Annotated in this window: 14 protein-coding genes; 10 read left to right on the top strand and 4 right to left on the bottom strand. The window is 44.5% G+C overall.

Going from position 1 to position 13,648, the window contains the following annotated elements:
• The gene (gene ftsY / locus ACHBGV_RS01525; RefSeq protein ID WP_394735505.1) at positions 1-1,275 is read left to right on the top strand and encodes a signal recognition particle-docking protein FtsY; all 1,275 of its coding nucleotides are present in this window, start codon (positions 1-3) and stop codon (positions 1,273-1,275) included.
• 27 nt (positions 1,276-1,302) lie between these two features.
• Here ftsY and ACHBGV_RS01520 read toward each other — a convergent pair whose 3' ends face one another.
• Genes ACHBGV_RS01520 through ACHBGV_RS01505 form a run of 4 tightly spaced genes read right to left on the bottom strand, consistent with a single transcriptional unit; the run spans position 1,303 to position 4,258 of the window.
• Complete coding sequence (locus tag ACHBGV_RS01520) at positions 1,303-1,860, bottom strand: GNAT family N-acetyltransferase (RefSeq protein WP_394735504.1); 558 nt, start codon at positions 1,858-1,860, stop codon at positions 1,303-1,305.
• A gap of 1 nt (position 1,861) precedes the next feature.
• The gene (locus ACHBGV_RS01515) at positions 1,862-2,536 is read right to left on the bottom strand and encodes a DNA alkylation repair protein (protein WP_394735503.1); all 675 of its coding nucleotides are present in this window, start codon (positions 2,534-2,536) and stop codon (positions 1,862-1,864) included.
• 42 nt (positions 2,537-2,578) lie between these two features.
• Positions 2,579-4,066 (bottom strand): glucose-6-phosphate dehydrogenase, encoded by a 1,488-nt coding sequence (gene zwf / locus ACHBGV_RS01510; RefSeq protein ID WP_394735502.1) that lies wholly within the window; start codon positions 4,064-4,066, stop codon positions 2,579-2,581.
• Positions 4,067-4,123: 57 nt separating this feature from the next.
• Positions 4,124-4,258 (bottom strand): SPJ_0845 family protein, encoded by a 135-nt coding sequence (locus tag ACHBGV_RS01505; RefSeq protein WP_394735501.1) that lies wholly within the window; start codon positions 4,256-4,258, stop codon positions 4,124-4,126.
• Positions 4,259-4,567: 309 nt separating this feature from the next.
• Between ACHBGV_RS01505 and ligA the strand changes: the two genes are divergently transcribed.
• From ligA to atpD, 9 genes are all read left to right on the top strand, one after another.
• Entirely contained in the window at positions 4,568-6,526 is a 1,959-nt protein-coding gene (ligA, locus tag ACHBGV_RS01500; protein ID WP_394735500.1) for an NAD-dependent DNA ligase LigA, read from the top strand.
• A 7-nt stretch (positions 6,527-6,533) separates the two neighbouring features.
• Positions 6,534-7,577, top strand: coding sequence for a diacylglycerol kinase family lipid kinase (locus tag ACHBGV_RS01495; protein ID WP_105111673.1), 1,044 nt, complete (start codon positions 6,534-6,536; stop codon positions 7,575-7,577).
• Between the two features lie 137 nt (positions 7,578-7,714).
• Positions 7,715-7,915, top strand: coding sequence for a F0F1 ATP synthase subunit C (locus tag ACHBGV_RS01490; protein ID WP_105109681.1), 201 nt, complete (start codon positions 7,715-7,717; stop codon positions 7,913-7,915).
• 36 nt (positions 7,916-7,951) lie between these two features.
• A complete protein-coding gene (gene atpB, locus ACHBGV_RS01485) occupies positions 7,952-8,668 on the top strand; it encodes a F0F1 ATP synthase subunit A (protein WP_105111674.1) in 717 nt (238 codons plus the stop codon).
• 18 nt (positions 8,669-8,686) lie between these two features.
• On the top strand, positions 8,687-9,193 hold the full coding sequence (atpF, locus tag ACHBGV_RS01480; RefSeq protein ID WP_394735499.1) for a F0F1 ATP synthase subunit B: 507 nt from the start codon (positions 8,687-8,689) through the stop codon (positions 9,191-9,193).
• Entirely contained in the window at positions 9,194-9,727 is a 534-nt protein-coding gene (locus ACHBGV_RS01475) for a F0F1 ATP synthase subunit delta (protein ID WP_105122206.1), read from the top strand. It begins immediately after the preceding gene.
• A 21-nt stretch (positions 9,728-9,748) separates the two neighbouring features.
• Entirely contained in the window at positions 9,749-11,254 is a 1,506-nt protein-coding gene (gene atpA, locus ACHBGV_RS01470; RefSeq protein ID WP_105111677.1) for a F0F1 ATP synthase subunit alpha, read from the top strand.
• An 11-nt stretch (positions 11,255-11,265) separates the two neighbouring features.
• Complete coding sequence (locus tag ACHBGV_RS01465; protein WP_105111678.1) at positions 11,266-12,141, top strand: F0F1 ATP synthase subunit gamma; 876 nt, start codon at positions 11,266-11,268, stop codon at positions 12,139-12,141.
• A 99-nt stretch (positions 12,142-12,240) separates the two neighbouring features.
• A complete protein-coding gene (atpD, locus tag ACHBGV_RS01460; RefSeq protein ID WP_105111679.1) occupies positions 12,241-13,647 on the top strand; it encodes a F0F1 ATP synthase subunit beta in 1,407 nt (468 codons plus the stop codon).
• Position 13,648 lies beyond the last annotated feature (1 nt).

Below are 13,648 nucleotides of genomic sequence, written 5' to 3'. Positions count from 1 at the left end.
ATGGGATTATTTGATCGATTATTTGGACAAGAAAAACAAGAAGAGCAAGTCTCTCTTGTTGAGGAAGTGGAGACGGAACAGTTAGATTCTAGTGAAGATACAGAAGTATCTGAAACTGAATCAGTTGCTCTAGAAACTGCTGTTGCAGAGGAATCTGCGGAGAATGCAGACCTCTCAGCAGAGCAAGAAGCTCAAAAACAACGGACTTTGGATATGATGGCCCAGTATTATGCTGCCAAGGAGGCTGCTGCGGCCCGTGTCAAAGAAGCACAGGAGCTGGGGCTTGACCCAGCTATTCAAACCAAGGCCAAAGAAGAGCCTGTTGAGGAAGTTGTTCCAGTAGAGCAAGAAAGTGAGCAGGACAAATACCAGCGGACCTTGAAAAAGACCCGCACAGGCTTTGGGGCAAGGCTCAATGAGTTCTTTGCCAACTTCCGTTCGGTTGATGAGGAATTTTTCGAAGAGTTGGAAGAAATGCTGATTTTGTCAGACGTAGGGGTGCAGGTTGCTTCTACGCTAACAGAGGAGCTCCGCTATGAAGCCAAGCTACAGAAGGCTAAAAAGACGGAAGAACTCCGCCGAGTTATCATCGAAAAGTTAGTGGATATCTACGAAAAAGATGATCAGTTTAGCGAGCAGATCAATTTCCAAGATGATTTGACAGTCATGCTCTTTGTCGGTGTCAACGGGGTTGGGAAGACCACCTCTATCGGTAAGTTGGCCTACAAGTACAAGCAGGCTGGCAAGAAGGTCATGTTGGTCGCAGCGGACACCTTCCGTGCGGGTGCGGTAGCCCAGCTGGTCGAGTGGGGTCGCCGTGTCGATGTGCCAGTGGTCACAGGACCTGAAAAGTCAGACCCAGCTAGTGTGGTTTTTGATGGGGTCAAACGTGCCGTGGCAGAAGGCGTGGATATTCTCATGATTGACACAGCAGGTCGCTTGCAAAATAAAGAAAACCTTATGGCAGAGCTGGAAAAAATCGGTCGCATTATCAAACGGACTCTGCCTGATGCACCGCATGAAACCCTCTTAGCACTAGATGCCTCGACAGGACAAAACGCCCTTAGTCAAGCCAAGGAATTTGCGAAAATTACTCCATTGACAGGTCTTGTTTTGACCAAGCTAGACGGTACTGCAAAAGGTGGCGTCGTTCTTGCTATTCGTCAGGAACTAGATATTCCAGTTAAGTTAATCGGTTTCGGTGAGAAAATCGATGACATCGGAGAATTCAGGTCTGAAGAGTTCATGCGTGGACTCTTAGAAGGATTGGTGTAATATTGAAAAAAGTCGTTAGTTGAAAAACTAGCGACTTTTTCTATCTGTATGCAGTAGGGAGTAAATGGCAATGTCCACAATGCCACGATTGTTTCGAGCGGCTTGGCGGAGAGTTCCTTCGTAGGCCATACCGACTTTTTCCATGACGCGACCAGAAGGACGATTTTCACTATCGTGAACAGCCGTAATCCGTAAACAACCAACTTCTTCCAGTAGAAATTGAGTGACTGCTTCAAGCGCTTCGGGCATGTAATTTTGTCCCCACCACCTACTACCTAACACCCAACCTAATTCAGCAGCCTGTACCCGTTCATCTAGATTGACGACGGAAATATCTCCAATGGGTTGCTTACTTTCTTTGAGCTCGATTACCCACCTGTATGTTTTTTCCTGTGAATAGGATTGGATACAGAACTGGACATAGTCTTCAGTATCTTGGAGTGTCTGATGAGTTGGCCAGGTCAGATAGGTGGTAACCTTTTCATCTGAAGTCCAGTTTTGGAAAACAGGCTCAACATCGCTTGCTTGAAAAGGGCGTAAGACTAGGCGTTGGGTTTCTAATACCTGAGTTCCTTTATGTTGCATCTTATTTCCTCCTCAACAATGCCTCAATCCAGTCGGGTGCGTAGGCAGAAGTACAGCCTTTTGGAACCTTCATATCGGAATAGACAGCGAGTTCCTGACCGATTGCAAGACCTTGCTCCAGATAGTCAGGATAGGCAACTGCAATCTCCACCAAGCATTGGTTCATGGTCCATTGGACAAGCGGGTCAGCGGTTTGCAAATGCTGGCGAATTTGGTCTAGAGTTTCTTCAATTTCTTGATTTGAAGCGGATTTGCCAGCAAAGTATTTGGCGCGAAGGAACCAGCCTAGGCGTTGAAAGATGGCTGGTTTTTGGGCAAGCAAGGTTTCTTCCCAATCCCTGCTGTCTTTTCGTTTGCTGAGAATGATAGAAGCCAGCTTGTCTAAGACATTGACAGAAACTTCTTCATTGAGGCAATTCTCTAGGTCAGCTTGGGGAAGCTGGTCAGGCTTATTTTTTGCAATTTGAATTGCTAAATATTGTGCCTCTAGGACCCCCGTTTGCCAGAGTGGGGCAAACAAGTCCAGTCGATTTTTATAGGCCTTGGCAATACCAGAAATAGCTCCCATTGGAACGCCGTAGTAGGGCTTGGTTTCGCCAATTTTTTCATAGCGCTTGAGGGTGCCAGCATGACTGGCTGCTTCAAGTTGGGTGAGAATGGTGTTTAGTTCAGTCATAAATATCTCCGAAAAAAACTGGATTACTCCAGTTTTTATATCTTATTTCAATAAGCCACGTTCACGATACCAGACATCTGGTGTCCAAACCCACTTGCAGCCGTAACTTTCTAGTAAATCAAAGGCAGCCTGTGGTCCCATGGTTCCTGCTGGGTAGGTGTGGAGTGAGACTTGGTTATTTGCCCACAAATCAACAATGCGGTCAATCAAGCTCCAGCTTGCTTTCACTTCTTCCCAATGGCTAAAGTTAGTAGAATCACCATTTAGCACATCGAAAAATAGTTTTTCGTAGGCTTCAGGTGAATTACCAAGTGCCGTTGCATTGTGGCGGAAGTTGAGTTTGGCAGGAGTAAGAGCAAAGTGGGAACCAACTTCCTTACCGTTGATAGAGAGCATAAAGCCTTCAGTTGGTTGGATGAAGATGGTCAAGACATTGGCTTCAGAAGGCTGACCAAAAATATCTTCCGCATGCTTGAAGGTGATGGTCACGCGCGTGCCCTTTTCTGTCAGGCGTTTACCTGTCCGGAAGAAGAAAGGTACATCACGGAAACGGTCAGTATCAACGAAGAAGACCCCTCCAGCAAAGGTTTCCGTCTGAGAAGCTTCAGCAATATTTGGTTCATCCAAGTAGCTAACGTAGTCTTTTCCGTCGATGGAACCTGCTGCATATTGACCACGGATGAAGTTGCGTTTGAGATCTTCATCAGAAGGCTGACGAAGGTGTTGGAAGACCTTGATTTTTTCAGCTCGGACATCTTCCTCCTTGAAGCTGGCTGGCTTATCCATTGCCAAGAGTGAAAGGACTTGTAAGGCATGGTTTTGCACCATGTCTTTTAAGGCACCAGAATGGTCGTAGTAGCCCCCACGGTCCTCAACACCAATCGCTTCAGCAAATGTGATTTGGACATTGTCAATGTAATCGCGGTTCCAGATATGCTCAAAAATGATATTGGCAAAGCGAACCGCAAAGATATTTTGCACCATTTCCTTACCTAGGTAATGGTCGATACGGTAGATTTGGTCTTCATTGAAGGCTGCTGCTAATTCATCATTGAGTTTGGTAGCTGTAGCAAGGCTAGTTCCGAAAGGTTTTTCAATAATCAAGCGTTCAAAACCTTGTCCATCAACAATCTGCTCAGATTTAAGATGTTTGGCAATGGTTCCGAAGAATTCAGGAGCCATGGATAAGAAGAAGACCTTGTTGTGCTGGGTATCGTATTTTTCACACAAGTCGTCCTGCAATTTACGAAGAGCTACATAATGTTCCGTATCATTGACATCATGGCTTTGGTAGTAGAAATGACTAGCAAATTCATGAGCTTGTCGCGGTGTGTCAGGCAAATCACCTAGTGATTCAATGACAGTTTGTTCAAAAAATTCCTTGGTCCAAGGTCTGCGAGCTGTACCAATTACTGCAAAATTTTCTCGGATATGGCCTGCCTTATAAAGACGAAAAAGGGATGGATAGAGTTTGCGCTTGGCAAGGTCGCCACTAGCACCAAAAATTGTAAACAATACATGTGATGACATAATTTCATTCCTATCTGTTGAATATAACATCTATTATATCTAAAATTGTCAGAAAATTCAATCTTTCACTTGAATTTCTTTTTGTTTAGGAGCAACCGAATTTACATCCTCTTTGTCATCGAATTGTTCAATACGTGCAAATTGCTCAAATAAAGTATCAAGTTCATCTTGTCGTTTATACGTAATAGCCATGTAAGACCTCCATTCTAATACCTATTATATAGTTTTAATGGATAAATTAAAAGTGATAATCCTTCGTTTATTTAGAAGACTTATAATAATACTGCCTATTTTAATAATATCCTACTGATTAGTTATTATTCAGATGAGCATTCAAAGTGACCATAATCCTTATATTCTGGTGATAGTCTATAATTTCAATTTTCATTTCTCTTTCTCTATGTAGAATGTGTAATGCACTGCTAAACTTGTTCAATCAATTCTATTTTGTCCTGTTCATTTTTGAGTTACAATGATTAAAATCGTGTTATAATATAGATTATGAAAACAAGAATTGAAGAGCTGGTTGCCATCCTCAACCAGTATGCCAAAGAATATTATCAACTTGATAAACCAAGCGTGTCCGATGCTGAATATGACAAGCTTTATCGTGAATTGGTGGAATTAGAAAGTTCCCACCCAGAACTGGTTTTGCCAGACAGTCCGACCCACCGTGTCGGCGGAAAAATCTTGGACGGTTTTGAAAAATACAGCCACGTTTATCCCCTTTTTAGCTTGCAGGATGCCTTTTCTCGTGAGGAGTTGGACGCCTTTGACCAGCGTGTCCGCAAGGAATTTCCAGGTGCCAGCTATATTTGTGAGTTGAAAATTGATGGTCTATCCATTTCCCTGACCTACGAGGCTGGCCAGCTGGTGGTCGGTGCTACCCGTGGAGACGGCAGTGTCGGTGAAAATATCACGGAAAACCTCAAGCGTGTGGCGGATATTCCGCTGACCCTGGCAGAGCCTATCGACATGACTGTTCGGGGCGAGTGCTACATGCCTAAAACTTCCTTTGAACGGGTCAATGCCCAGAGGCAGGAGGCTGGTGAGGCTGAGTTTGCCAATCCTCGCAATGCTGCTGCAGGAACTCTCCGCCAGCTGGATACAGGTGTCGTTGCCCAGCGCGGACTCGCGACCTTCCTCTACCAGGAGGCCAGCCCGACAGAGGCGACCAGCCAGTCGGAGGTCCTTAACAAGCTGGACAGACTTGGCTTTGTGACCAACCACGACTATCAGTTGGCGGCTGATATGGACGCTGTTTGGGCTTTTATTGAAAAAATGGCAGAGCAGCGAGACAGTTTGCCCTATGAGATAGACGGTATCGTTATCAAAGTTAATGACCTAGCTGTCCAGGAAGAATTGGGCTTCACTGTCAAAGCGCCCCGATGGGCGGTGGCTTATAAGTTCCCAGCAGAGGAAAAAGAGGCGGAAATCCTGTCTGTCGACTGGACAGTCGGCCGGACTGGTGTGGTAACACCGACAGCCAACCTCAGCCCAGTTCAATTGGCAGGAACCACTGTTAGCCGCGCCACACTCCACAATGTCGACTATATTGCTGAAAAAGATATCAGAATCGGCGATACGGTTATCGTCTACAAGGCTGGTGACATCATTCCAGCTGTCCTCAAAGTCGTGGACAAATACCGAAATGGCCAAGAACCGATGCCAATACCAACTGCTTGTCCAAGCTGTTCAGGTGACCTGCAGCATTATGAGGACGAGGTGGCCCTACGCTGTATCAATCCCCTTTGCCCAAGCCAGCTCATGAGCAAGCTAGAGCATTTTGCCAGCCGAGATGCCATGAATATTGCCGGCTTGGGGACTTCGATTGTAGAAAAACTCTACCAGTCTGGTCTGGTCCATGATGTGGCAGACATCTACAAGCTGACAGTTGAAGATTTGCTGACCTTGGAAGGTTTCAAGGAAAAATCAGCTGAAAAACTCTATCAGGCTATTCAGGCATCGAAAGACAATTCAGCGGAGCGCTTGCTGTTCGGCTTGGGTATTCGCCACGTTGGTAGCAAGGCTAGTAAGATTTTGCTGACGGCCTTGGGTGATTTGGAAAATCTGGCACAGGCTGACTTAGAAACTATTTCTGGCCTAGAAGGTTTGGGACAGGTCATCGCCCAATCGCTGGTAACTTATTTCTCTAGCGAAGGTGCGCAGAAATTGCTGAGCGAACTGAAAGAAGCCGGTGTCAATCTAGCCTATTTAGGTCAACAAGTAGCGACGGATGCAGCTTTATCTGGCATGACGGTTGTCTTGACAGGTAAGTTGGAACGGATGAAACGCAGTGAGGCAAAGGCCAAACTGGAGGCTTTGGGTGCTAATGTAGCTGGCTCTGTTTCCAAGAGAACCAATCTAGTCGTCGCTGGCGCAGATGCTGGAAGTAAGTTGGCCAAGGCCCAAGAATTAGGAATTGAAATAAGAGACGAGGTCTGGTTAGAGAGCCTCTAAGGAAATCATGGAAGAACAAAAACGTGCAAGATTGATCTATAACCCGACCTCGGGACAAGAAATCATGAAGAAAAATGTAGCAGAAGTGCTGAATGTTTTGGAAGGATTTGGTTATGAAACCTCTGCCTTTCAGACTACTCCAGAAAAAGATTCAGCTAAAAACGAGGCTAGACGGGCAGCCCTGGCTGGATTTGACTTGGTCATTGCTGCTGGTGGTGACGGCACTATTAACGAAGTAGTCAATGGCATTGCTCCGCTTGAAAAACGACCTCGTATGGCGATTATTCCAACAGGCACGACCAATGACTATGCCCGTGCCCTAAAGGTTCCACGGGGGAATCCAGTTGAGGCAGCCAAGTTGATTGGAAAAAATCAGACCATTTTAATGGATATTGGTCTGGCTAAGAACGTGAAGAACGGCTATTCCCAGGAGCATTACTTTATCAATATTGCTGCCCTGGGCACCTTGACTGAATTGACTTATAGTGTGCCTAGCCAGCTCAAGACCATGTTTGGCTACCTGGCCTATGTGGTCAAAGGGGCAGAGTTATTGCCGCAGGTCCAGTTTACACCGGTTCGTGTCCAACATGACAAGGGGATTTTTGAAGGGTCTGTCTCCATGATTTTTGTGGCCCTGACCAATTCTATCGGAGGATTTGAGCAAATTGTACCGGATGCCAAGCTGGATGACGGCAATTTTACCTTACTCATGGTGAAAACAGGCAATCTCTTTGAAATTCTACATCTGATTCGTCAGGTCTTGGACGGTGGCAAGCATGTAGATAGCAATTTGGTCGAGTATATCAAGACCAGGAGCTTATCTATCAAGCACTTGGACAATTCCAGTCGCCTCTTGCTCAACCTAGATGGAGAGTTTGGTGGAGATGCTCCGGTTCATTTATACAATCTGGCCAATCATATCGAATTCTTTGCGGATACGGACTTGGTTTCAGACCATGCTATTACCCTGGATACTGAACAAATCAATCGTGAAAAAATGGCACAGCGATTTATTGAGGAAACAAATCATTTTGAAGTGTCAATTAAATAGGAAGAAAGGACAAAAGTGTCTTTTCTTTTTGATTAATTAAAGCGAATTAAACGCTTCCAATGACGGTATTTTCTTGACAAATAGATGTTTTAGGAGTATCCTTACATGGTATTAAAATTTTAAAAGGAGAATTCGTTATGAATTTAGGCGCATTGGCTTTAGGTTTAGCCTGTCTTGGTGTAAGTATTGGTGAGGGACTGTTGGTAGCTTCTTACCTTAGTTCGACTGCACGTCAACCAGAAATGCAAAGCAAGTTAATGGCTGGTGTATTCTTGGGTGTTGCCTTTATCGAGGGAACGTTCTTCGTAACCTTGGCTATGATGTTTGTCTTGAAATAGTAGAAAATAGAGAAATAGAAAAGGGGGGAACCTCCATTGGAAGAACATTTAAGTCCAACCCTTACCCTTGGTCCCATAACCTTTGACCTGACCATGGTATTGGTTTCTATTATAACCATTTCCGTTATTTTCTTACTTGTTTTTTGGGCCAGTCGTCGAATGGAACTGAAGCCAAAAGGAAAACAGAATGTTTTGGAGTACGTGTATGAACTAGTTATCAATTTTACTAAGGGAAATTTGGGTGATGAAAATGCAAAACGCTATGCACTTTTCTTCTTTACAGCCTTCACATTTCTTTTGGTTGCCAATAACCTTGGTTTGATGACAAAGATTGAAACCGCTCAAGGACAGAATCTATGGACCTCTCCAACAGCCAATATGGCCTACGACTTTGGTCTTGCTACCGTTGCAACGGTATTTTGTCATGTCGAAGGTATTCGTCGTCGCGGATTTAAGGAGTATTTGAAAGCATTTGTAACGCCATGGGCTATGACTCCAATGAATATTTTGGAAGAAGTGACCAATCTGGCTTCTCTTGCACTCCGTTTATATGGGAATATCTATGCGGGGGAAGTACTGGTTTCTCTCCTCTTGCAATTATCTCAAAAAGGCGCCTTCGTTTATCCTATCGCATTTGGCTTAAACGTCATTTGGACAGCTTTTTCTGTGTTCATCTCCTGCTTGCAATCCTATGTATTTGTCATGCTGGTGTCTATGTATTTGAACAAGAAAATTAGTGGTGAGGCAGAGTAAGAAAGGGAATATGAAAAGATGGTAACACTTATTGCAATGCAATCAAGTACAGTTTTGGGGAACTTTATTCTGGTAACAGCATCTTTTGCTGTCCTACTCGTCTTAATTCGCCTATTTGCGTGGGACAAGATTACTGGAATTTTTGAAGAACGTGCTACTAAGATTGCCAATGATATTGATAGTGCGGAAGAAAAATTAACGCAGGCTTCTAAGCTTGTACAACAGAGAGAAGATGAGTTGGTTCAAGGCCGTATCGAAGGTCAAAAAATCATTCAAGATGCTGTTGAACGTGCAAAATTAGATAAGAAGCGCTTGTTGGAACAAGCTGATGTTGAAATTCAAGGTTTGAAACAAAAGGCTCAGCTTGAAATCGAGGCAGAAAGACGCGAAGCTCAAGAAAACCTGCATGTACAGGTAGCGGAGTTGGCAGTTGATTTGGCTGGAAAGATTATCTTGGAAGATTTGGACCAGCAGGCCCATAGTCAATTGATTGATCGTTATTTGGATAAACTAGGAGACAAGTAGATGAACGCTAGAGAAAATGCCCTGGTGCAAAAGTATGCTCTATCATTTGCTGAAAAAGTTAGTGATCATGAAGAGATTTGGGAAATGTATGACCAAATTTCAGCCTTGATTTCCATTATTCATGATAGTAAGCTCAATCGTCTCTTGTTGTCAGCGACTGTTTCTAAAGAAGAGAAGGCTGAATTCGTTCGGACTGTGCGTCAGTCCAGTTTTTGGCAAATCAATGACCTTATCGAAGATGTGATTCGAGATGGGCATGCTGATTTGCTCCTGGAAACGCTGGAACGTGCTCAGCTACAAATTAGTAAGTTTAAAAATGAATTTGAGGCCCATGTGGTTTCAGTTTATCCGCTGACAGAAGAACAAAAAGAGCGTCTTCGTCGACTGGTAGAAACACGTTTTTCTCTTCGTGTTCGTAGTATTGTTGAAGAGCTTAATAATACTTTGATGGGGGGCTTTATTGTGACGGTCAACCACAAGGTCATTGATGCCAGTGTACGCAGTCAGTTGAATGACGTTAGGAAAAAACTTTAGAAAATAGAAAGTGGTGTTCTTTTGGTGATTAATGCACAAGAAATTAGCGCTTTACTAAAACAACAAATAGAGGGCTTTCAGCCTGATTTTGACTATACTGAGACAGGTGTAGTGACCTATATCGGTGACGGAATTGCTCGTGCTCAGGGTCTAGATAATGCCATGAGTGGCGAGCTTCTGATTTTTGAAAACGATACTATTGGTATGGCTCAAAACTTGGAGACCAATGATGTTGGTATCATCATTCTCGGAGATTTTACAGACATCCGTGAAGGCTCAGTGGTCCGTCGGACTGGTAAAATCATGGAAGTACCAGTTGGTTCAGGCTTGATTGGTCGGGTTATCAATCCGCTCGGTCAACCGGTTGATGGCTTAGGAGAAATCCGTACGACAAAGACACGTCCAGTTGAATACCCAGCTCCCGGTGTTATGCAACGTAAATCTGTTACAGAGCCTTTGCAAACAGGTTTGAAAGCCATTGATGCCTTGGTACCAATCGGTCGTGGCCAGCGGGAGTTGATTATCGGTGACCGCCAGACGGGTAAAACGTCTGTAGCTATTGACGCCATTCTCAACCAAAAAGGCCAAGATATGATTTGTATCTACGTGGCCATTGGTCAGAAGGAATCAACGGTTCGTACACAGGTAGAAACCCTTCGTCAGTACGGTGCTTTGGACTACACAATTATTGTAACAGCCTCTGCATCGCAACCTTCTCCGCTCTTGTTCTTGGCCCCTTATGCAGGTGTTGCTATGGCGGAAGAATTTATGTACGAAGGCAAGCACGTTTTGATTGTCTATGATGATTTGTCAAAACAAGCGGTAGCCTACCGTGAATTGTCTCTCTTGCTCCGTCGTCCTCCAGGTCGTGAGGCCTATCCAGGGGATGTATTCTACTTGCACAGTCGCTTACTAGAGCGCTCGGCTAAGGTATCTGATGAGTTGGGTGGAGGCTCGATTACAGCTCTGCCATTTATCGAGACGCAGGCAGGAGACATTTCAGCCTATATCGCCACCAACGTGATTTCTATTACCGACGGACAAATTTTCCTCAAAGATGACTTGTTCAACTCAGGTATTCGTCCGGCCATTGATGCAGGTTCTTCTGTATCGCGTGTCGGCGGTTCGGCTCAAATCAAGGCGATGAAGAAGGTGGCTGGTACTCTCCGTATCGACCTTGCATCTTACCGTGAATTGGAGGCCTTTACGCAATTTGGTTCGGATTTGGATGCGGCTACGCAGGCTAAACTCAACCGTGGTCGTCGTACAGTCGAGGTTCTCAAACAACCATTGCACAAACCATTACCTGTTGAAAAACAAGTCTTGATTTTGTACGCCTTGACTAATGGTTATTTGGATTCAGTGCCGATTGATGATATTTTGACCTTTGAAGAAGAATTGTATGCTTATTTTGATTTGCATTACGATAACCTCTTGGAAGTTATTCGGTCAACCAAGGATCTTCCAGATACAGATGAGTTGAATGCGGCCATTCAAGCCTTCAAAGACCAGTCTGTCTTTAAGTAAAGGAGTGAAATATGGCAGGTTCTCTCAATGAAATCAAGTCAAAAATTACATCAACTAAGAAAACCAGTCAAATCACAGGTGCCATGCAGATGGTTTCGGCCTCAAAATTAGCTAAGTCAGAGCAACTAGCCCAATCCTTCCAGATTTACGCTAGCAAGGTTCGTCAGATTACAACGGACTTGTTGCATGGTGAATTGGTTGCATCTGATACTAGCCATCCTATGTTGCTCCGCCGTCCGATTCAAAAATCAGGCTATATCGTCATTACATCCGATAGCGGCCTCAAAGGATCTTATAATTCTAGTATCCTGAAGGCTGTTATGGGCATGATTGATCAAGACCATGACTCACCGGATGAGTATGCCATTATTGCTATCGGCAGTATGGGTGCGGATTTTTTCCGTGCGCGTGGTATCAATCCTGTCTTTGAATTGCGGGGAATTGCTGATAATCCTAGCTTTGAAGAAGTTCAAAAAATCATTTCCAAGTCTGTTGAAATGTACAAAAATGAACTGTTTGATGAATTGTATGTTTGTTACAACCACCATGTCAATAGCTTGACCAGTCAGGTTCGTGTGCAGCAGATGTTGCCAGTAGAAGATTTGGACTATCATGAAACAGATGGTTACACAGCTACCTTTGAGTTAGAGCCAAATCGTGAAGTGATTTTGGAACAGCTCTTGACCCAGTATGCAGAATCAACCATTTATGGTGCTATTTTGGATGCTAAGACGGCTGAGAATGCGGCTGGTATGACAGCCATGCAAACTGCGACAGACAATGCAAAAAATGTCATCAATGATTTGACCATTCAATACAACAGGGCTCGTCAGGCTGCAATCACGCAAGAAATTACAGAGATTGTAGCAGGCGCATCAGCCCTTTAGTAGTTTTACTCGGACAAATCAAATTTCAGTAGACGACTAGATAGGAACCTAGTTTGTGTTTGATTGATTTGGGTAAAGAATAGAAATAGAGGAAATAAGATGAGTTCAGGCAAAATTACTCAGGTTGTCGGACCCGTTGTAGACGTTGCGTTTGCAGCTGAGGACAAACTACCTGAGATTAACAACGCACTGGTTGTATATAAAAATGATGACTCCAAACAGAAAGTTGTGCTTGAAGTTGCTTTGGAGTTGGGCGATGGTGTTGTTCGGACTATCGCTATGGAGTCGACAGATGGTTTGACTCGTGGTATGGAAGTCTTGGACACTGGTCGTCCCATTTCTGTGCCAGTTGGTAAGGAAACCTTGGGTCGTGTTTTCAACGTTCTTGGTGATACCATTGATTTGGATGAGCCATTTGCAGAAGATGCAGAACGTGAACCGATTCATAAGAAGGCACCAACCTTTGATGAATTGTCTACTTCCAATGAAATCTTGGAGACAGGTATCAAGGTTATTGACCTCTTGGCCCCTTATTTGAAAGGTGGTAAGGTCGGTCTCTTCGGTGGTGCCGGGGTTGGTAAGACAGTTCTTATCCAAGAATTGATTCACAACATCGCCCAGGAACACGGTGGTATCTCTGTATTTACCGGAGTTGGCGAACGGACCCGTGAGGGAAATGACCTTTACTGGGAAATGAAAGAGTCTGGCGTTATTGAAAAAACAGCCATGGTCTTTGGTCAGATGAATGAGCCACCTGGTGCACGGATGCGTGTCGCTCTGACTGGTTTGACTATTGCGGAATACTTCCGTGATGTTGAAGGTCAGGATGTTCTCTTGTTCATCGACAACATTTTCCGTTTCACGCAGGCAGGTTCAGAAGTTTCGGCCCTTCTCGGTCGGATGCCGTCTGCCGTTGGTTATCAACCAACTTTGGCGACAGAAATGGGTCAATTGCAGGAACGGATTACGTCAACGAAGAAAGGTTCGGTTACTTCTATCCAGGCGATTTACGTACCAGCTGATGACTATACGGATCCGGCTCCAGCAACAGCCTTTGCCCACTTGGATTCGACAACTAACTTGGAGCGTAAATTGACCCAATTGGGTATCTATCCAGCCGTTGATCCATTGGCATCGTCATCTCGTGCCCTGGCTCCTGAAGTTGTAGGAGAAGAGCACTATCAGGTAGCAATGGAAGTCAAACGTGTCCTACAACGCTACCAGGAACTGCAAGATATCATTGCCATTCTCGGTATGGATGAATTGTCAGATGAGGAGAAGACCTTGGTTGGTCGCGCTCGTCGTATCCAATTCTTCCTATCACAAAACTTCAACGTTGCCGAGCAGTTTACTGGTATGCCAGGTTCTTATGTACCGGTTGAGGAGACTGTCAAGGGCTTCAAGGAAATCTTGGATGGTAAACATGACCATTTGCCAGAAGACGCCTTCCGAAATGTTGGTTCCATTGAAGATGTCGTTGCCAAGGCTGCTAAAATGAGATTTTAGA

It is taken from the genome of Streptococcus sp. A34 (assembly GCF_043674115.1).
In the GTDB taxonomy this organism is placed as follows: Bacteria; Bacillota; Bacilli; order Lactobacillales; family Streptococcaceae; genus Streptococcus; species Streptococcus suis_V.
The sequence above is the reverse complement of the archived record's forward strand: the minus strand, read 5'-3'. Positions and strand labels throughout refer to the sequence as shown.